Source organism: Iodobacter sp., assembly GCF_025352645.1.
Lineage (GTDB): Bacteria > Pseudomonadota > Gammaproteobacteria > Burkholderiales > Chitinibacteraceae > Iodobacter.
On the sequence record NZ_JANXSO010000074.1, the window covers coordinates 76,151 to 96,234 of the forward strand.

General features: G+C 49.1%; 21 protein-coding genes. 10 read left to right on the top strand and 11 right to left on the bottom strand.

Annotated elements, in window-relative coordinates:
* Nucleotides 1–18: 18 nt before the first annotated feature.
* From Q0R17_RS08960 to pgsA, 5 genes are all read right to left on the bottom strand, one after another.
* The gene (locus Q0R17_RS08960; protein ID WP_293934201.1) at nt 19–1,005 is read right to left on the bottom strand and encodes an aldo/keto reductase; all 987 of its coding nucleotides are present in this window, start codon (nt 1,003–1,005) and stop codon (nt 19–21) included.
* Between the two features lie 8 nt (nt 1,006–1,013).
* The gene (locus Q0R17_RS08965) at nt 1,014–1,883 is read right to left on the bottom strand and encodes a prephenate dehydrogenase/arogenate dehydrogenase family protein (RefSeq protein ID WP_293934202.1); all 870 of its coding nucleotides are present in this window, start codon (nt 1,881–1,883) and stop codon (nt 1,014–1,016) included.
* Complete coding sequence (locus Q0R17_RS08970; protein WP_293934204.1) at nt 1,883–2,527, bottom strand: META and DUF4377 domain-containing protein; 645 nt, start codon at nt 2,525–2,527, stop codon at nt 1,883–1,885. Before Q0R17_RS08970 ends, Q0R17_RS08965 begins: the two co-directional genes overlap by 1 nt.
* 9 nt (nt 2,528–2,536) lie before the next feature.
* The gene (locus Q0R17_RS08975; protein ID WP_293934205.1) at nt 2,537–3,538 is read right to left on the bottom strand and encodes a 3-deoxy-7-phosphoheptulonate synthase; all 1,002 of its coding nucleotides are present in this window, start codon (nt 3,536–3,538) and stop codon (nt 2,537–2,539) included.
* A gap of 348 nt (nt 3,539–3,886) precedes the next feature.
* Nucleotides 3,887–4,456, bottom strand: coding sequence for a CDP-diacylglycerol--glycerol-3-phosphate 3-phosphatidyltransferase (gene pgsA / locus Q0R17_RS08980; RefSeq protein WP_293934206.1), 570 nt, complete (start codon nt 4,454–4,456; stop codon nt 3,887–3,889).
* Between the two features lie 16 nt (nt 4,457–4,472).
* Between pgsA and Q0R17_RS08985 the strand changes: the two genes are divergently transcribed.
* Nucleotides 4,473–4,661 carry a hypothetical protein gene (locus Q0R17_RS08985; protein ID WP_293934207.1) on the top strand — a complete coding sequence of 63 codons (189 nt, stop codon included), beginning with the start codon at nt 4,473–4,475 and terminating at the stop codon, nt 4,659–4,661.
* Nucleotides 4,662–4,695: 34 nt separating this feature from the next.
* Here the strand turns inward: Q0R17_RS08985 and uvrC are convergent, their stop codons facing one another.
* The gene (gene uvrC, locus Q0R17_RS08990; protein ID WP_293934208.1) at nt 4,696–6,552 is read right to left on the bottom strand and encodes an excinuclease ABC subunit UvrC; all 1,857 of its coding nucleotides are present in this window, start codon (nt 6,550–6,552) and stop codon (nt 4,696–4,698) included.
* A 250-nt stretch (nt 6,553–6,802) separates the two neighbouring features.
* On the opposite strand from uvrC, the gene Q0R17_RS08995 reads away from it, so the two are divergent.
* The 4 genes from Q0R17_RS08995 to tdh all read left to right on the top strand — a co-directional run bounded on the left by Q0R17_RS08995 (nt 6,803) and on the right by tdh (nt 10,860).
* Nucleotides 6,803–7,492 (top strand): nitroreductase family protein, encoded by a 690-nt coding sequence (locus tag Q0R17_RS08995; RefSeq protein WP_293934210.1) that lies wholly within the window; start codon nt 6,803–6,805, stop codon nt 7,490–7,492.
* 213 nt (nt 7,493–7,705) lie between these two features.
* Nucleotides 7,706–8,176, top strand: coding sequence for a hypothetical protein (locus tag Q0R17_RS09000; RefSeq protein WP_293934212.1), 471 nt, complete (start codon nt 7,706–7,708; stop codon nt 8,174–8,176).
* Between the two features lie 231 nt (nt 8,177–8,407).
* Nucleotides 8,408–9,610, top strand: a complete 1,203-nt coding sequence (locus tag Q0R17_RS09005; protein WP_293934214.1) for a glycine C-acetyltransferase — start codon at nt 8,408–8,410, stop codon at nt 9,608–9,610.
* 224 nt (nt 9,611–9,834) lie between these two features.
* On the top strand, nt 9,835–10,860 hold the full coding sequence (gene tdh, locus Q0R17_RS09010; protein ID WP_293934216.1) for an L-threonine 3-dehydrogenase: 1,026 nt from the start codon (nt 9,835–9,837) through the stop codon (nt 10,858–10,860).
* A gap of 60 nt (nt 10,861–10,920) precedes the next feature.
* Here tdh and Q0R17_RS09015 read toward each other — a convergent pair whose 3' ends face one another.
* Entirely contained in the window at nt 10,921–11,679 is a 759-nt protein-coding gene (locus Q0R17_RS09015; RefSeq protein WP_293934218.1) for an SDR family NAD(P)-dependent oxidoreductase, read from the bottom strand.
* A gap of 129 nt (nt 11,680–11,808) precedes the next feature.
* On the opposite strand from Q0R17_RS09015, the gene Q0R17_RS09020 reads away from it, so the two are divergent.
* Together Q0R17_RS09020 and speG are read left to right on the top strand one after the other, a co-directional pair.
* Nucleotides 11,809–12,117 (top strand): helix-turn-helix transcriptional regulator, encoded by a 309-nt coding sequence (locus tag Q0R17_RS09020; protein WP_293934220.1) that lies wholly within the window; start codon nt 11,809–11,811, stop codon nt 12,115–12,117.
* Nucleotides 12,118–12,232: 115 nt separating this feature from the next.
* The gene (gene speG, locus Q0R17_RS09025; RefSeq protein ID WP_293934222.1) at nt 12,233–12,763 is read left to right on the top strand and encodes a spermidine N1-acetyltransferase; all 531 of its coding nucleotides are present in this window, start codon (nt 12,233–12,235) and stop codon (nt 12,761–12,763) included.
* Here the strand turns inward: speG and Q0R17_RS09030 are convergent.
* The 4 genes from Q0R17_RS09030 to Q0R17_RS09045 form a co-directional block, all read right to left on the bottom strand.
* The gene (locus Q0R17_RS09030) at nt 12,760–13,911 is read right to left on the bottom strand and encodes an NAD(P)/FAD-dependent oxidoreductase (protein WP_293934225.1); all 1,152 of its coding nucleotides are present in this window, start codon (nt 13,909–13,911) and stop codon (nt 12,760–12,762) included. The genes speG and Q0R17_RS09030 overlap by 4 nt on opposite strands.
* 263 nt (nt 13,912–14,174) lie before the next feature.
* Nucleotides 14,175–15,110, bottom strand: coding sequence for a LysR substrate-binding domain-containing protein (locus Q0R17_RS09035; protein ID WP_293934228.1), 936 nt, complete (start codon nt 15,108–15,110; stop codon nt 14,175–14,177).
* Entirely contained in the window at nt 15,107–15,598 is a 492-nt protein-coding gene (locus Q0R17_RS09040) for a disulfide bond formation protein B (protein ID WP_293934229.1), read from the bottom strand. Before Q0R17_RS09040 ends, Q0R17_RS09035 begins: the two co-directional genes overlap by 4 nt.
* Before the next feature lie 143 nt (nt 15,599–15,741).
* Nucleotides 15,742–16,950, bottom strand: coding sequence for a patatin-like phospholipase family protein (locus Q0R17_RS09045; protein ID WP_293934230.1), 1,209 nt, complete (start codon nt 16,948–16,950; stop codon nt 15,742–15,744).
* Between the two features lie 271 nt (nt 16,951–17,221).
* Between Q0R17_RS09045 and guaB the strand changes: the two genes are divergently transcribed.
* The 3 genes from guaB to Q0R17_RS09060 all read left to right on the top strand — a co-directional run bounded on the left by guaB (nt 17,222) and on the right by Q0R17_RS09060 (nt 20,017).
* Nucleotides 17,222–18,691 (top strand): IMP dehydrogenase, encoded by a 1,470-nt coding sequence (guaB, locus tag Q0R17_RS09050; RefSeq protein ID WP_293934231.1) that lies wholly within the window; start codon nt 17,222–17,224, stop codon nt 18,689–18,691.
* A gap of 197 nt (nt 18,692–18,888) precedes the next feature.
* Nucleotides 18,889–19,194 carry a transposase gene (locus Q0R17_RS09055; protein ID WP_293934234.1) on the top strand — a complete coding sequence of 102 codons (306 nt, stop codon included), beginning with the start codon at nt 18,889–18,891 and terminating at the stop codon, nt 19,192–19,194.
* On the top strand, nt 19,097–20,017 hold the full coding sequence (locus Q0R17_RS09060) for an IS3 family transposase (protein WP_293934248.1): 921 nt from the start codon (nt 19,097–19,099) through the stop codon (nt 20,015–20,017). Before Q0R17_RS09055 ends, Q0R17_RS09060 begins: the two co-directional genes overlap by 98 nt.
* Nucleotides 20,018–20,084 lie beyond the last annotated feature (67 nt).

Sequence of the window (20,084 nt, forward strand, 5' to 3'; positions counted from 1 at the left end):
GCGCCGATTACCACGCAGCTACGTCGTTAAAATCAATTCAATCTGCTGCAACTCAGCAGCACTAAATTCTAAATTTTGCACAGCAATAATGTTTTCTTTAATTTGTGCCACTTGGCTAGCGCCGATGATAACTGACGTTACTTTCAGCAACGCCCAAGCAATTGCCATTTGCGCCAAGGTTTGCCCACGCGCCTCGGCCACTCGGTTTAGCGCATTGATCTGAGCAATCCTTTGCTCAACTTTATCCGCACTTAAAAATGGATTATCCACAGCAGCGGCACGAGAATCGAGCGGGATACCGTTTAAATAGCGTGAAGTGAGCAAGCCTTGCGCCAAAGGACAAAAAGCAATTGAGCCTATTCCCTCTTCGGCCAATACATCACACAAACCGCCCTCAATCCAACGATCAAACATGGAATACGACGGCTGATGAATCAGGCAAGGCGTACCCAACTCTTTTAATATGCGGCTCGCCTCACGCGTTTGCTCAGCGGTATAGGAAGAAATCCCCACGTACAGCGCCTTACCTTGCCGCACCATTGCATCCAATGCCGACATGGTTTCTTCAAGCGGGGTATCGGGGTCTGGCCGATGCGAATAAAAAATATCCACATAATCCAAGCCCATACGTTGCAAGCTTTGATCAAGGCTTGCCATTAAATACTTGCGACTGCCCCATTCACCATAAGGGCCTGCCCACATTTCCCAACCCGCCTTACTCGATACAATAATCTCATCACGATAGGGCTTAAGATCTTTGGCAAGGATGCGGCCAAAGGTAGATTCAGCAGCGCCAGGGGGCGGGCCATAATTATTAGCAAGATCAAAGTGGGTGATGCCTGCATCAAAAGCTGCCAAGACCATGTCTCGGCTGCTGCTATACGCCTTATTTTCGCCAAAGTTATGCCATAAACCTAAAGAGATCGCTGGCAACTTTAAACCACTGCGGCCTAATCGGCGATAAGGCATATTTTGATAACGTGTTTCACTGGCCAAATAATTCATGATTAGTCCTACCTAGATTTACGGCCCCATTGATTACGCGCGGTGCTGGCGCGAACAATTTGCTCGGTTAAGCCTTGGGCATTTTGGCTTTCGATACATTCAATCAATGCTGCTAATTGCGCAGCATTGGCTTTTAGATCATGCAAAATAGCGCTTTTATTAGCAAGGGTAATATCACGCCACATATCAGGGTGAGATGCGGCGATACGGGTAAAGTCTCTAAAACCCGTTGCGGCAAAATCGAGGCAAAGCGGTGCATTGTGGCGATCTAACAGCGCATTCATATAGCTAAAGGCCAGCAAATGCGGCACATGGCTCACCGCAGAAAAAACACCGTCATGCTCAAGCGCGCTCATTTCAAACACCTCGGCACCGCAGGCCTGCCATAGGGTGCGCAGCAGCGCTACTGATTCTGGGCCACTTTCAGGCAGCGGCGTCAACACCACGCGCCGCCCCTCGTATAAACCATATTGCGCAGCGGCCGCGCCGGATAATTCTGAGCCAGCAATTGGATGGCCCGGTACGCAGCGGCTTAAGTGCTGTGGCAGATATTGCTGATACAGCGCACTGACATCCTGTTTGGTAGAACCCGCATCACTCACAATGCAATGCGGCGGCAGATAAGGGGCAATCTGCTGCAATAGCCCCCCCATTTGGCCAACGGGTGTACTCAGCAACACCAGATCAGCGCCTGCTACAGCAGCGGCGGCATCCCCACTTGCTTCATCAATCACATTTAGCTCAAGGGCACGCGCCAGATTAGCGGGATTACGCCCCACTCCCACCACATAATCCACGCACTTTGCCCGCTTGAGTGCCAGCGCAAACGAGCCACCAATCAGCCCTGTACCCAGCAAAACCAGCCGTTTAATGCGCATTAATCACCCAAAACTTCAAGCAAGACATATTTAAATGCGGAAGCATCCGCAGGCGGGTTGGCTACTTTTTCACGGCGTACTTTGATTTTGTAGCTTTTCCCTGCCACATAATCGAAACCTTCGATGTGGTCATAAAAAAGCGTCCATTCTGCGGCAGGCGACTCACGGGTCTGCAGGCAATTCATAGGCACAACGCCGGTACAGGCTTTGGTTTCTGGCGCGATATAAAGCACTTGCTCGATCGCATCGGGCTGGCGAACAAAGATGAGTCGCTCGCCTTTCGCGGCTAAAAACACCAAGCGGTTACCTTTTTGCAAACGGTAGCGCTGCGCCTTGTCCAACACACCCAAGACGGCGGATTCTACTTGCGCCGCCTGCTCATCCAAGCAAGCCATCCGCGTACTGGCGAGCGGGCCTACTTTTAGCTTGGGCAAAGTGCTGATACCGCCAGAATAACGATTACACCCAGAGAATCCACTCACCCGATCGCCACTGATGCTTAAGGTCGCCTTTTTGGGCTCACGCTGAGTAACGCCTGCATGCCGCCATTCGCTTAAAACATAATCACCATCCAAAAGAGAACGCGCTTGCGCGCTTATGGCCACCACTAACAGCGCCGTTGCCAGCAAAGATTTATTGAACATGACTATCCTTTAAAGAGATCGGCCCAAGGCCAGAGCTATGGGTTTTAAGGCCGCAAGTGTATCTAGCAAAGCTTGCGGGCTAAGTGCTTGATCTGCAGCGTAGCGTGCCTCCGCAGGGTTGGGGTGCACATCCAGCAACACCCCATCCGCCCCTGCCGCAATGGCCGCTTGCGCCAAAGCGGGCACCATCCAAGATTTGCCACCGGCATCACTAGGATCAACCATCACCGGCAAATGCGTTTCTTGCTTAAGCACCGCAATCGCACTGATATCCAAGACATTGCGGTAGGCCGTTTCAAAAGTACGAATACCATGTTCGCAGAAAATAATATTGTGATTACCTCCCGCCGCAATCGATTCAGCAGCCATTAGCCACTCCACAATGGTTGCCGAAACGCCACGCTTTAAGATAATCGGCTTATTGATACGCCCAACTTCCCTGAGTAAATCCAGATTTTGCATATTACGCTCGCCAATCTGGATGATTTCAACGTCGTACTCCATAAACGTATCCAGCATGCGCACATCCGGCAGCTCCGCCACAATGGGCAGTTGATGCCGCGCTGCAGCGTCTCTTAATAAACCCAACGCTTCGCGCTGCTGAGCGGCAGGGTGTGCGCCAAAAGAGCCGCTGCGCATCAGCCGGCAAGGCGCTGCCGCAACGGCATCGGCGGTTAAATCCATTTGCTGCGCCGATTCTGCTACATAAGCCCCCGCAATCACTTGGATCTGCAACCCGCCAATTTCAACGCCACGCACTTTAATAATGGTGCCACTGGGGTGCGTACTACGCGAAACAATCTTATATTGCTTGGCCACCCGATTCACCCGCTCCACCCCAGGCAAGATGGCAAAACGCGAAGGCTCTAGGCGCTCCTCATCCCCAATCACCCCAATTATGGTGAGCTCTGCGCCACGGGAAAGGTGCTCTTTTAAACCCGCCTGATGAATTTTATTCACCACGTTTTCGATTTGCGCTTCGCTTGCGCCGTATTTCATCACAATAATCATGCGCCGCCTTTTTAATCTATTTTATGCACAACGACTTTTTACCCACGAACAACACTAAACACACGAAATATACGAAAAGACAATGAAACACACAGGAGATCTAGCCAATAAAGCTGCATTTTTCCGAGCTACGAGTCACCAATTTACTTCGTAAGTAATTTATTGAGCGTGTTATGGCTTAAACTTACCAAAGGGAACCTCTAAAAACCCATCTATTCATTTTTTTTCGTGTATTTCGTGGGCAATGCATTTATTGATCTCACTCATGAACATCAAGCCATAAGATTAAAAAAACCTGCAAACACAACGGCTTACAGGTTTTTAATCTATCACTCAGGCATCAACACATTATTCTTCTTTAAATTGCTGTGCAGCCAATTGCAAATAGTAAAACATAGAAATAATCGTCAATATACCGGCAATATATAGCGCCAGTGTGCCTATTAATTGTGTAGAAACACCTGGCAATAAAGGCCCTGCCCAAAGCAGCAATAAAATGGCAATCATTTGTGCGCCAGTTTTTAATTTACCAATATACGCCACGGCCGTGCTTTTGGATTTACCTTGCTGCGCCATCCATTCGCGCAGCGCAGAAATAGTAATTTCGCGGCCAATAATAATCACCGCCAACCATGTTGGGGCACGGGCCAACTCCACTAATAAAATCAGGGAGGCGGCGACCATTAATTTATCCGCCACAGGGTCTAAAAATGCGCCAAAGCTAGAGGTTTGATTCCAACGACGTGCCAAATAACCATCAAACCAATCGGTGATTGCCGCAAGAAAAAACAAGGCACTACCCACCATGTTTTGGGTAATCAGTGGCATAAAACTAATCGGCAGGTAATACACGCCCACAAAAATAGGAATCAGCGCAACGCGCAACCATGTCAGAAATATCGGCAAATTAAAAGGCATGCGAATACAGAACCCAATGGCAAATACAGCAAGAAAATCGCATTCTACCAGTATGCACAGCCCGATTGCGGATCAAGCTCGTTTTATTCAGGGCATTCGTGAAAATGTGCAACAAAGTACAATTATCCAAGCTAAAGGCAATTTATCCATAGACAAAAACCAGACACTTTGCCTGCAAACTAAAAGCCGCCACAGCCAATATTGAATCAAGCGCAAAGAACAGCGCCCTATCCTTTTTATTAAGCACGCAACACGGCATGGATTTTTTCTGCCAAGGCTTGGCTAATCCCCTCTACCTGCTTTAATTCATCCACACTGGCGGCCTTTACCCCTTGCAAGCCGCCAAAGCGGGCGAGTAATTTTTGCCGCCGTTTTGGGCCGATGCCTTCTACATCTTCTAAGCTGGATGAAACCCTTGCTTTAGCGCGTCTGGCACGGTGGCCGGTGATGGCAAAACGGTGCGCTTCATCACGAATTTGCTGAATTAAATGCAAAGCGGGATGGTCACGTCGCAATTGGATTGGCTCTGGCCTATCCACCAAAATGAGCTGCTCCAAACCGGCCTTACGCGTTTCACCTTTAGCCACACCTAGCAAGATAGGCTCAAGCATGCCCACCTCGTTCATCGCCTCTACCGCCATAGATAGCTGGCCCTTACCCCCATCAATCAGTACCACATCAGGCACCATACCCTCGCCTGCTGCAATTTTGCCGTAGCGACGAATTAAGGCTTGGCGCATGGCGGCGTAATCATCCCCTGGCGTAATGCCTTCAATATTGTAGCGGCGGTATTCCTTAGGCTGCATATCCATACGGTCGTACACCACGCAAGAGGCCACGGTGGCCTCGCCCATGGTGTGCGAGATATCAAAGCATTCGATACGGGCGATGGTATCGGGCCAATTCATTGCTTCGATCAAAGATGCTAATCGAGCATGCTGCGTAGCGGCTTGGCTGCTTCTTTGCAAAATCGCCAATTCAGCATTCTTAAGCGCCATTTCTAGCCAAACGCGTCGCTCTCCGTTGGGATTACTATTCAATACCACCTTATGCTCGGCCTGCTGGCTCAGTAAATCCGCCAGCAGGGCAGCGTTTTCTGGCTCAGGGTGGCAAAAAATCACCGGCGGCGTATTGCGCTCTAAATAATGCTGGGCCAAAAACGCCTCAAGTGCTGCAGGCGCATCGTAACCATCGGCATGCGATGGAAATAGGTTTTTATCCCCCACATGCCGTCCACCGCGCACCATAGCCAGGTTCACACAAATCATGCCTTGTGCAATCACACACGCCACAATATCCGCATCCACCTCGCTACTATTACTCGAAACAAATTGCTTATCTTGGATGCGCGATAAAGCGCTAATCTGATCCCGAATCGCCGCCGCCTCTTCAAATCGCCAACTTTCAGATGCCATTTGCATGCGCGACTCTAATTCACCTAATATCTCGCTGGCCTTGCCATTTAAAAATCGCACCGCGTTATTAACATCGCTTCGATAATCATCATGGCTAATTAAATCCACACAGGGTGCCGAGCAGCGTTTGATTTGATGTAATAAACAGGGCCTAGAACGATTGGCAAAGACCGTGTCTTCACAAGTGCGTATTTTAAAAACTTTTTGTAACAGCTGAATGCTTTCTTTAACCACATAGCCATTAGGAAAAGGGCCAAAGTATTGATGGCGTTTATCTAAAGTGCCACGGTAATAGGCTAAACGCGGTGAGTCATGCCCCGTAATCACCACATAGGGATAGCTTTTATCGTCCCGAAACAAAATGTTATAGCGTGGGGCTAAAGCCTTGATCAGATTGTTTTCTAATACCAGCGCCTCGCCTTCGGAGCGCACCACCGTGGTGTCTAAGCGCATTACCTGCGCCAGCATTAAACGAATACGTGGGCTGTGATCATTTTTTTGGAAATAAGAGCCCACCCGCTTGCGCAGATTAATTGCCTTGCCCACATATAAAACCGTGCCATCCGCCCCCAAAAATCGATACACCCCAGGCTGATCCGGCAGGCTTTTAACTTGTTCTAATAGCGCGTCTTTAATGGCTTGAGTGGATAGAATGGCGTCAGCAGATGATTGTTCGGACATAGGATCAGAGGCTAGGCAAGTCAGAGTATCGACATTCTACGCGGCTAAGCAGCAAATAAGTACGCCAGAGCACCTCCCACTTTGTCTTTTAAACAACGTAAGGATGTAAATAATTGGCGAGCATGATTTACGCACCTTATGATGAGCCGGTCTTTTCCTTTCGAAGCTTGTCATACATACACACCCACTCAATATCAACACCCTTGGCTGGCTTGATCTCAGCACCTTTGAGGAACAAGCCCCCAGCAATATGCTAGAAAACGCCACGCGGTTTTATAAAACCATGCAACGCAGAAAAACCATCCGCGAGTTTTCTGATCGTCCCGTGGCTAGAGCTGTGATCGAACAATATTCACTGGCCGCAGGGACTGCACCATCTGGTGCCAATCACCAACCTTGGCACTTTGCCGTTATTGAAAGCCCTTCCATCAAACAACAAATCCGCCTTGCCGCCGAAGCAGAAGAACTCGATTTTTACACCCGACGCGCACCACCAGACTGGAAAGAGGCACTCGCCCCATTGGGCACCGATGCAGAAAAGCCGTTTTTAGAAACCGCACCCTATCTGATTGTCATCTTTGGCCAAAAGCACAGTGAGTTTGACGATGGATTACGGCTAAAGAACTACTATGTGCCTGAGTCTGTCAATATTGCTACTGGCTTTTTGATTGCAGCATTACATCACTCTGGCCTAGCCACCCTAACCCACACCCCTAGCCCGATGGGATTTTTAAATGAAATCTGTGGGCGGAGTAAAGACGAAAAGCCTTATATCTTGCTGGTCGTTGGCTACCCAGCCGAGCATTGCCAAGTTCCCAATATCCTAAAAAACCGCTTCACGATATTGCATCTTTTTTATAGGCAGTGTTTCAACTATGGTCAGTCCCCAATTGTTCCTAAAAATGACACCTATTCAAAAGCAGAGATCTATAGTCCCTAAGTATTTTAATTCGTTTACTCATTGAAGTAATAGGTCTTAAATGCCCACTGAACCGAGCGATCATTTTTGCACTTATTTCTAATCTTTAGCAGCAGCTGCTTGCTGCGCCCCTACGAACAACATCCGTGGATGTCAAACAAACGACAAAAAACATACAAGAGGCATCCGCCTGTCTTTTTAAAGATCAACCACAGCTTATTTCACTGAGATAAAATGAAAGCAAAAACATCAAGTGTCGTGCTGTTTATTGGCCTAATTAGTATGGCTGTATTCAATACTAATGCAGCAGAACAAAACCCCATTCCAGCATTGATTAAATCCACATCCAATCTTATTTGTCATGGTGATATTGATATGCGGGACAGCTTAAAAACTCAACTCACCATTGAATTCGATCAAAAAGAACCCAACACATTACAAGCCAACTATATTCTCACCAGTTCAAAGAATGAAAGCACGGGCGCTATTTATGGCTGCGGGGCCAGCCAAGATTGGATGATGCGCTGCAATTATGATGCAGGCAGAATATCTGGTCTGATTTTAATGAAGCTTTCCAAAGATAAAAAAACATTAACGGGGGCATTCCCCAGTGCTGATGCAAGGACTATGGAAGAAGCCATTGAGGAAGGCTTTAAATTCACAACACGCTGCGCCACGCAAACTAGCCGTAAACCTGCGGATTGATAGCACGGACTCTGAGCTTTCTTAAAACCCTCACCTCCAGATTGGCGATGAGGGTTTTAAGAAAGCAATAAAGATCAACACACTTGAGTGCGTGCTCAATACCACCTAGGTAGCAGCAAGCCAAATAAACACTTCCCCACTCTAAAACACGCCCAACTGCTACTGCTCGGTCATTCTGCATCGGTCTACAATCAAGCTATTCGCTCGACACAACCCGTATACAGGATGACTATGAATCAAGCCTACCTTGCACACCTAAATGCAACGCTCACGCAAATCCACAACGATGGTTTTGCCAAGCCTGAGCGGGTAATTGCCAGCCGCCAAAGCGCCGACATAACCTTACAGAGCGGCCAGGAAGTGCTAAATTTTTGCGCAAATAATTATTTAGGCCTAGCCGACGATGCCCGCCTGATTGCAGCGGCCAAACAGGGCATGGACGATTATGGCTATGGCTGCGCATCGGTACGCTTTATTTGCGGCACCCAGCAGGTGCATAAAGATTTAGAACAGGCGATTTCTGGCTTTCTAAAGACCGATGACACCATCCTATATTCCAGCTGTTTTGACGCCAATGGCGGCGTATTTGAAACGCTCTTGGGTGAAGAAGATGCGGTAATCTCGGACGAGCTCAACCATGCTTCAATTATCGACGGCGTGCGCCTGTGTAAAGCCAAGCGTTTCCGTTACAAAAACAACAATATGCAAGACCTTGAAGCACAGCTGATTGCCGCCGATGCTGCAGGTGCGCGCTTTAAGCTAGTGGTCACCGATGGCGTATTCTCTATGGATGGCATTATCGCCGACCTAAAAGAGCTGTGCGATGTGGCCGAGCGCTATAACGCCATCGTGATGGTGGATGATTCGCACGCTGTGGGCTTTATCGGTGAAAACGGCGCGGGCACACCGGAGTTATGCGGCGTGCAAGACCGCATCGATCTTTACACCGGCACCTTGGGCAAAGCCTTGGGCGGTGCTTCAGGCGGCTATGTAGCGGGCCGCAAGCCAATGATTGATTTACTGCGCCAGCGCTCACGCCCTTATTTGTTCTCCAATACCCTTGCCCCCGCCATTGCAGCCGCCAGCTTAAAAGTATTAGAGATTTTGGCGAGCGATGAAGGTAAAGCACTGCGTAGCAATCTAAAACGCAACGCCGAATACTTCCGTAAAGCCATGTCTGACGCGGGCTTTAGCTTAGTGCCGGGCGAGCACCCAATTGTCCCTGTAATGCTGGGCGATGCCCGCCTTGCTGGTGAAGTATCGGCAGCACTGCTTAAAGAAGGCGTGTACGTGGTTGGGTTCTCCTTCCCTGTTGTGCCCAAGGGCAAGGCCCGCATCCGCACGCAAATGTCGGCGGGGCATACACTAGAACAAATCGAAAAAACCGTCGCCGCCTTTATTAAAGTAGGCCGTGAATTAAAAGTGATTGCTTAAAAATAAAGACTTAAAAGTTCTGTAGACACAGAGATCAATCAGAACACAGAGCACACAAAGAAATTGCTAGCTTGGCTGGCGTTGTGGCATTCGTAGGGCGTTATTGAGCAAGGCTCGCGGGTTTCACCCGCCCTACACGATATGGCATGCGCTTTTCTCCGTGTGCTCTGTGCCTACAGACCCTAGGGTTTACGCATTAAATAATAAAATAATGGGAACACCAGATGAAAGCCTTATCAAAATTGACCGCAGCACCTGGCCTGACGATGAATCAAGTCGAAAAGCCTGTCATCGGCCATAACGACTTGCTAATCAAAATCAAAAAAACCGCCATCTGTGGCACCGACATGCATATCTGGAAATGGGATGATTGGGCGCAGAAAACCATTCCTGTGCCCATGCACGTTGGCCACGAATATGTCGGCACAGTGGTGGAGATTGGTTCAGAAGTGCAAGGCTTTAAAATTGGCGATCGCGTTTCTGGCGAAGGCCATATCACCTGCGGCCATTGCCGTAACTGCCGCGCAGGCCGCCGTCATCTCTGCCGCAATACCGTTGGCGTGGGCGTGAATCGCCCCGGTGCTTTTGCCGAATACTTGATGCTACCAGCCTTTAACGCCTTCCCTATTCCTGACGATATTTCCGATGATTTAGCGGCTATTTTTGACCCGTTTGGCAATGCCGTACACACCGCCTTATCTTTTAATATGGTGGGTGAAGATGTATTGATTACCGGTGCAGGCCCGATCGGCATTATGGCGGTGGCGATTGCCAAACACGTTGGCGCACGCCATGTGGTAATCACCGACGTCAACGACTACCGCCTCGATCTGGCCCGCAAAATGGGCGCAACGCGCGCCGTCAACGTCTTAAATGAAGATTTAAAAGACGTGATGGCAGATTTAAAAATGACCGAAGGCTTTGACGTGGGTTTGGAAATGTCTGGCAATCCACAGGCTTTCCGCACCATGCTGGAAACCATGCAGCACGGCGGCAAAGTGGCGCTCTTAGGCATTCCGCCATCCGACACCGCCATCGATTGGAATCAGGTCATTTTTAAAGGGCTGGAAATTAAAGGTATTTACGGCCGCGAGATGTTTGAGACTTGGTACAAAATGGTCGCCCTCATCCAATCTGGCCTCGACATCACCCCGATTATCACCCACCACTTTCCTGTAGATGAGTTTGAAGCAGGCTTTGCTGCCATGCTATCAGGCCAAAGCGGCAAGGTTATTTTAAGCTGGGAATAAAAAAGCGGGTTAAATAAAGCCATAAGGGTGCAGTGCCCTTATGGCCATTACATGGGTTTACTAAATTTGAGTAAACCCCCCATCCACCGTCAGCTCTACCCCATTCACATAACGCGCATCATCCGATGCTAAAAACAAGGCGGCAGCGGCAATGTCTTCAGGCTGCGCCACATAGCCCAGCGGGACGACTTCTGCTGCGTAGCTATCCAGCCCGGCTAGCTGCTCTGCATCCCATTTCAAGCCATTCTCCATAATCGGTGTACGGGTCAGGCCTGGGCTCAGTGCATTCACCCGAATCTTGCGCCCTTTCAGATCATTGGCCCAAGAGCGTGCAAACGAGCGAACTGCAGCCTTAGAGGCATTATAAAGGCTCAAGTTTTCCATGCCTTTATTGGCCACAATCGAGGCCGTCAGCACGACAGAACCACTCTCTTTTAGTAGCGGCAACAGGGTTTGCACCGTAAAAAAAACGCCCTTTACATTGATATCAAAGGTCTTAGCAAACTCTGCTTCAATCGTCTCACCAAAATGGTTGTATTCTGCTATTCCAGCATTGGCAAATACCACGTCCAGCACGTCCCCCTGCTGCTCAATCGTGCTTTTCAGCTTTTGCAAATCGGCAAGCTCAGCCACATCCGACACCACAGCCAGCGCTCTTTCCCCCAGCGCCGTAACGGCAGCATCTAGTGTTTTAGCCGACCTACCGGTCACATAAACTCGGCGCGCCCCCTCATCCAGCAAAGCCTTAGCAATCGCAAAACCAATACCGGTAGAGCCACCGGTCACAACGGCGACCTGATTCTTAAATTTAGCTGACATAGCGTAATCCTGTTTTTACTCAAGGGAGGGAGCAGCAAGCCCAAATGGCGAGCTGTTTTTTGCCAAGTTCATAAGTTCTATAATTATCGAACAATTGAACTTTAGCATGCACTATGCAACACTGCAAGCATGAGAACACCAATCCACCCCTCAAAAGAAGATCTAACTCTGACCCGAGCGCTGTATGCGCTGAGCGACCCCGCACGCCTTGCCATTGTGCAGAACCTTGCCAGCAAGGGCGAGCAGGCCTGCGGCGCTTTGTGCCAAGACATGGCCAAATCCACCGCATCGCATCATTTTAGGGTGCTGCGCGAAGCAGGCATTATTCGCATGACGGCGGATGGCACGCAGTTTATCAACAACATACGCAAAGAAGATCTAGACAGCCGCTTCCCTGGCTTGCTGGATGCAGTGCTTCGCTCATTGGCAATGACCTAAATAAAATACCGTAAGCCACGGCCCCTCTGGGTAACAAATACCATTCCTACTCTCAAAATGAACTCCGTTTCACCTCTCTGGGTCGGACACTCATCTTTATTACCCTAAGATTTATATGAGCAACCGCTTAAAACTACGCCCTTTAGAACGATCTGATTTACGCTTTGCCCACGAGCTGAACAATAATGCCAAAATTATGCGTTATTGGTTTGAAGAGCCTTACGAGACTTTTTCTGAGCTTACCCAACTCTACGATCAGCATGTACACGATGTACGCGAGCGCCGCTTTGTGGCCGTAGATGGCAATGATGAGATGGTGGGCTTTGTTGAATTAATTGAGCTGGATTACATTCATCGCCGCGGTGAATTTCAGATCATGATTGCACCAGAGCAACAGGGCAAGGGCTATGCCAGCGAAGCGACTAGGCTGGCCGCCAGCTATGCGTTTTCTGTGCTTAATCTGCGTAAGCTTTATTTGGTGGTGGATGTGTCAAATAAAGCCGCCATTCATATTTATGAAAAATGCGGTTTTACCCAAGAGGCCGAGCTGATAGAAGAATATTTCAGCAACGGCACTTACCATAATGTCTTCAGAATGTGCCTATTCCAGCACAATTTCTTTGCCAAAAATCGAGTGTCAGCTTAAACCAAAACGGGCGGCAATTGCGCCGTTAGCGTTTGCTTCTGCTGGGTGGCTGCGCCCAATAAGGCAAAGCCCAGCAAATTGCCATTCGCATCCACAAAGCGCGCATCTAGCCCGCTCTCTACATCAGTAATTTGCCATTGCCCCTGCGCCCCCACTGCGGGAGGTGCCACGATAGTTGGGCAGGCGGGTGTTTTCACCAGCACCGGCATGGCGGGGTATTTAACAGCTGTGGGTGTTCCGGCCAGAGTGGCGGCCAAGGCACGGGCGCAGTGCATGATGGGCATTACAAATGGCAAATTCAAACCCATTACCTCGGCACAATCACCTAAAGCATAGATATGTGGATTGGATGTTTGTAAATTTTGATTCACCACAATGCCGCGATTCACATCCAGCTCTGCACTACCTGCCAGATGAATGCGGGGGCGTAAACCCACCGCAGAGACCAGCATACCCACTTCAACAATCGAGCCATCATTTAAACCCAGTAAATAACGCCCTTCCATATGATCATAATTTTGCGCCGCAAGGCCAAAATGAAACTCCACCCCTGCCGCCGTTAATTGCGCCGCTAGATAACGCCCCGCCGCTTCTGGCAATAAACGTGACAAAGGCCACGCTGCTGGCTCAAATACAATCGGTTTAATCCCAAGAGCTAATAAATCATTAGCAAATTCGCAACCAATTAAACCCGCCCCAAGAATACCTACCGTTGTTAAACCAGGTAGTTTGGCGGCAAATTCGGCATAATCCTGAATATTATTCACAGAAACAACATCATCCCCCGCATTACCCCCCAAAGGCAGGTAGATAGGATCTGCGCCTAGAGCTAAAACCAAATCTTGATACACCAAGGCTTGACCATCAATCAGCAATACCTGCTGATTAGCCGTATCAATCCCCACCACTTCGGTAAAGGGGAGAATGGCCGCGCTTAATTCGGTCGCCATTTTGCTAGCAGATTTTAACACTAGGGACTCAGCTGTCTTATTACCCGCCAAAGCATTAGACAACATTGGCTTAGAATAAAAATCAGCGGCGTCTTCTGCAATAATAGTTAAAGGCGTGGTTTGATCTAATTTACGAAATTCACGCGCCAAATTATAGGCCGCCAAACCCGAACCAATAATTATAATAGGAGTGCTCATTGTGCTTCCTGTGGTGTGCGTCAATAGATTAAGGTAAATCAGTTTCTCAGCATTTTTTAAAAAATAAATTTAAAATTTATCACTGTATTTCTAAGGAAACTCTAATTTATTCAGTTTCGTCATTCCCGCGCAGGCAGAAATCCAGTATTTACGAGATCCCCGATAAAAAAATTCGAAGATGACAATTTAATCAGCGTTTGCCTAAATACAGCCAAACCCATTAATTTAACTTAATAAGAAATCACCCATATAAGCTGCAGAGCTTAATGCACAGGCTCATCCTGCAAAATACTCACGGAAGACAAGCGGGTATTGAGCACCGCTTGCCGTACAGCCTCTACTGCTGCAGCGCGCGGAAAATTACGTCGCCACGCCAAAATCACCCTACGGCTTGGGATAGGCTCTTTAAAAGGGCGAATCGTCAGTAAAGCATCATCAGCGGCACTCACCGATGAAGCCGGTAACACCGTTACACCAATCCCCCCCGCCACCATATGCCTAATCGTAGTAAGCGAGCTACCTTGCAAGGTGCGTTGCAAACTCCCTACCGGCAGGCTTTCACGATTTAAATCTGGGCAAGCTTGCAAGACGTGATCGCGAAAGCAATTACCAGAAGACAACAGCAAGACATTTTCATCCGCCAAAATAGATGAATCAATCTCTGTTTCGCTCTCCCAAGGATGGCCCTTAGGCGTTGCCACCACAAAAGGCTCGTCATAAACCGCTTGAGTGGCAAGGCCCGCTTCAAAAAAGGGCTCGGCCACGATGGCTACATCAATTTCACCCTGTTTGAGCATTTCAACTAGGCGTGCGGTGTAATTTTCTTCCAGCAAAATCTGCATTTGCGGCGCGGCAATACGCAGCTGCGGAATTAAATGTGGCAATAAATAGGGGCTAATCGTGTAGATAATCCCTAGTCGCAACGGCCCTGCCAGCGGGTCTTTGCCCTGCTCTGCCAGCTGCTTAATCAGCTGCACTTCTTCTAATACCCGCTGTGCCTGCTCCACTAAGCGCCCACCAATTGGCGTGAGGCTAACATCGCTCGCCGAGCGCTCAAATAGCGCCACGCCCAGCTCTTCTTCCAATTTTTTTACCGCCACAGATAAAGTGGGCTGCGAAACAAAACAGCTGGCCGCAGCACGGCCAAAATGGCGCTCTCTGGCCACGGCAACAATATAGCGCAGCTCGGTTAGCGTCATGCTTTAGCCTGCCAGAAACGAATACCCCAAGTGGCCGCAATCAGGCCACTAAAGCCTATGAGCGCAATCACCGGCAGCGATAAACCAAAGAGACTCCAATCAATCACACCACATTCCCCGTGCCCTGTTAGCACGCCTTTAAATACCTGCAACCATGGCTGGGTTTCCATTAAGTAATTGAGCCCCGGCCCACAAGAAGGCAATTTGCTTGGATCAATAAAATACTGAATCGCCACATGCCTTGCTGCCACACCCGCACCTGCCAGCCCAACGATAGTCAACAAGATCGGCCAAAAACGACTCATCCGTGGCAGTGGCACTGCAGCGGCGCAAAAAGACAGCAAGCCAAAGGTAATAAAACCCACTCGCTGAAAAATACATAGCGGACATGGGCTTAAAAATTGAGTTTTTTCTAGATACAGCGCAAAAGCAATGGTGCTCGCGCAAAATAAAGATAGGGCTAAGTGCCCCAAACGCCAACGCAACATGAAGCACTCCAATCGCCATCAATAGATACAGACTATTCTATCAGCCAACTCGATCAAGTGGGTACTTATGTAAGCACGGAATAAGCGTTGTTAACGAAGAGTAATCTGTAAATATTACAGATTACCGCCCCCTAACCCCAAGGCTAACGACTTGGGGTTAGGGGGCAGGTGTCCGGCTCGCCAACACTTTCTTGAATTTCAGACAAAAAGGTGCGTAATTCTTGCTCCTTATCCATGGCATCGCGATAGCCCAGCTCAATTAGTTTGCGAGAATAACCACTACAAAACAATAAATAGCTGGCCACCACCGAGCCCTGATGACGAAACGCCCCCATGCCGCCCAATAAAAAACGCATCCCCACTGGGAATTCCAACTTAAACGCCACCGCCAGCCGCTCTAATGGCTGTGATGGGGAAATCGTCAGTACTTGTATCGGCCGCAGCCCCAGTGGCAAAGTACGTATCACCTCCGCAGGCACTGCGGCAAGCGTCCGATTGATTCTATTTAGCCTTTCTAGATCTGTGTCTAGCCCATCCAAAAAAATGCTATTCATTAAGTGCCCCATCACTTGGGCCAAAGTAGGATAGCGCGTGTGTTTTTCTCGTACAGCAGGATCAGTCAGGGGCGGAGCCACCCCAATCACCAAAATGCGCTCAGCCCCAAGATGGATCGCAGGGCTGATCGGCGCAATTTGCCGCACCGAACCATCACCAAAATACTCACGATGTAAACGTACCGCAGGAAACAACAAAGGAATTGCTGCGGAGGCCATTAAATGATCCACGCTAATGCTCGCCTTTACCCCCACCCGAGAGGCGCGCCGCCAAACATCTAAATCGGCCGCCCCCTGAAAAAAAGACACCGATTGCCCCGATGTATAGCCCGATGCAGAGATCGATAAAGCCCTGAGCGCGCCCGCATTAATAGCGTGTTGAATCCCTGAAAAATCTACGCGATCTATCAATAAATCACGCAGCGGTGAATTATTAAGAAAAGCACGTGGATTATGTTTTCCCATCCCACCCACTAGAAGCGACAATAACCAATGACCCCCTGAGCTTAATAAGTGCCATATAGAGCAATGATAAATCAGCTCGGGGCTTAGCCCCTGCCAAAGCCTTGCTAATTCAAAAACTGAGCGGCGAAAATTCATGGCCCCCGCCGCTACGGCCACTGCGTTAATCCCCCCCGCTGAAGTACCACAGATAATAGGGAAAGGGTTGGAGGCTCCTTTAGGCAGCAATCTAGCAATTGCCAACAACACCCCAACTTGATAAGCCGCCCTTGCCCCGCCCCCTGACAAAATCAAGGCCGTATTTGCACGGTGCGCCTGCATTCTCTTGCTCAACATAATCGGCCTCTTGATCGAATCAATCTGTTCTAGGCTCTAAAAGCCCAAAGCCATTGGCATACTCTTACGCTAGCTCGAAGCCATCCTTACCGCAAGCACCGATGCCGAATAGACCCTATTCTTGCTCAAGTAAATTTCCACCCCATAGCACGCAAAGGCAGATACCCATTATTGACAAAACTACAAATTATTAAGGAAACACGAAATAGCAATTAGTCTTCTTACGCGGTTTTCGGTATAATGCCGTTTTGGCGACTAAGGATTCTGCACCATGCGCGTGATTCAGAAGGCCCTCACCTTTGACGATGTACTCCTCGTCCCGGCCCATTCAAACATCCTACCGCGTGATGTCGATTTATCGACACAATTCACCCGTAATATTCGCCTGAATCTACCGCTGGCTTCTGCAGCGATGGATACAGTGACTGAGGCTCGCCTCGCCATTGCAATCGCCCAAGAAGGCGGCATGGGGATTATTCATAAGAATATGACCCCAGTGATGCAAGCGAAAGAAGTATCCAAAGTAAAACGCTACGAATCAGGCATTGTTAAGGATCCGATTACCGTATCCCCAGAGATGCTGGTTCGTGACGTGCATGAACTCACCCGTCAGCATAAAATCTCTGGGTTGCCTGTGATCGATAAATCCGGCCAATTGGTCGGCATCGTCACCAACCGCGATTTACGTTTTGAAACACGCCTTGACGTGGCTGTCAGCAGCATCATGACACCCAAAGAGCGCTTGATTACCGTAAACGAAGGCGATTCGATCGAATCCGCCCGCGTGCTGATGCACGAGCACCGCCTTGAGCGCGTGTTGGTGATCGATGAAAACTTCAAGCTAAAAGGCTTGATTACCGTTAAAGACTTGATCAAAACCTCTGAGCACCCCAATGCGGCCAAAGACGATCAAGGTCGCCTGCGCTGCGGCGCGGCTGTTGGCGTGGGTGCTGGCACGGAAGAGCGCGTAAAGCTGCTTTCTGAAGCCGGTGTAGATGTGATCGTGGTAGATACCGCCCACGGACACAGCCAAGGTGTGATCGATCGTGTGCGTTGGGTGAAGCAAAACTATCCGCACATCCAAGTGATTGGCGGCAATATCGCCACCGCTGCTGCCGCTTTAGCTTTGGCTGAAGCCGGTGCCGATGCCGTAAAAGTGGGGATTGGCCCAGGCTCGATCTGCACCACGCGTATTGTAGCGGGTGTGGGTGTACCGCAAATCACTGCGGTAGCCAATGTGGCTGACGCACTCGCTGGTACAGGCATTCCACTGATTGCTGACGGTGGCATTCGCTACTCTGGCGACATCTCTAAAGCCATCGCCGCCGGCGCAAGCTCGGTAATGTTGGGTGGCTTATTTGGCGGCACAGACGAAGCGCCGGGTGAAGTAGAGCTTTATCAAGGCCGCACTTATAAGAGCTACCGTGGCATGGGCTCCTTAGGCGCAATGGCCGGCAGCAACGGCTCATCTGATCGTTATTTCCAAGACAATGTAAATAACGCAGATAAATTAGTACCCGAAGGCATTGAAGGCCGTGTGGCCTACAAAGGGCCGATTACCGCCATCATCCATCAACTCATGGGCGGCTTGCGCTCTTCCATGGGGTATTTGGGCTGCAAAAACATCACAGAAATCCACGAAAAAGCCGAATTTGTGCAAATTACCGCAGCCGGCATTCGCGAATCGCACGTGCATGATGTGCAAATCACCAAAGAAGCACCAAACTACCATACCGACTAAGCATTAGCGCTTAATCAAAAACCGGATCACCCCATGGTGCATCCGGTTTTTTTATGCTTGCTATGCCAATTAACAAGTGCACGCCGAGGAAACCGACGAATTGGCCGCCGGGCTATTACAACCCAGCTGGGTAGCACACACACAAAACCAGCTCATTTTTAAGTAGAATTTTCTCGTAGTCTTTGAGGAGCTTCTACATGAAAGCAGCACGTTATTCTGACAGTCAGATTATTGCGATTTTAAAGCAGGCCGAAGCCGGCTCGACCGTCCCCGATCTGTGCCGAGAGCACGGTATGAGTTCCGCCTCTTTTTATAAGTGGCGCGCTAAGTTTGGCGGCATGGACGTTTCCATGATGACGCGCATGAAAGAGCTGGAAGATGAGAATAAGCGTCTTAAAAAGATGTATATCGAAGCCCAAATGCAGGCGGACATCATCAAGGAAGCCATGTCAAAAAGTGGTGAAGCCATCTCAGCGCCGCGAGATGGCTCACTGGGCCGTTGAAAGCAAGGCCGTTTCTATTCGCGTGGCTTGCGCCAGTTTTGCAATTAGCACGACTTGCTATCGCTATGTTCGTAAGCTAGATGTAGAAAACGCAAAAATTGCGGATTCGCTGATTCAGCTCACTGAAACCAATCGAAACTGGGGCTTTGGCCTCTGCTTTTTGCATCTGCGAAATGTAAAGAAAAAGCGCTGGAATCATAAACGCGTCTACAGGATTTACTGCGATTTAGAGTTAAATCTACGGATTAAGCCTAAAAAGCGCTTAGAACGCGAAACGCCAGCGCCATTAGCGGTGCCAGCGGCAAAAAATGAAACATGGTCGATGGATTTTATGCACGATCAATTAGCCGATGGCCGCAGCATTCGCTTATTCAATGTGATCGATGATTTTAATCGGGAAGGATTAGGCATTGAAGTCGATTTCTCTTTGCCAGCAGAACGCGTAATACGCAGCTTGAATCAAATCATTGAATGGCGCGGCAAGCCAAAACGAATCAGATCCGATAATGGCCCTGAATATATTAGTCACCTATTAAAAAATTGGGCAGAGCAACAATCGATTGAATTGGCCTATATTCAGCCCGGTAACCCGCAGCAAAATGCATATATCGAGCGTTATAATCGAACTGTGCGTTATGAATGGCTAGCTTGCGATGATTTTGAAAGCCTTGCTGAAGTACAAGAAACTGCGACACAATGGCTTTGGACATACAATAACGAACACCCGCATATGGGATTGGGCGGCATCAGAGCCTGTAAATCTTTCTGTGTAAATGCCTTTGGAATTATTGGTGGCCGTTCAGCCGGTCACCAAATTCTATAACGAAACGATTCAGCGCCATTCGCCAGTTTTGAATCGGCATCGTCCATTTCTTTGAAGCCTGTTGGAT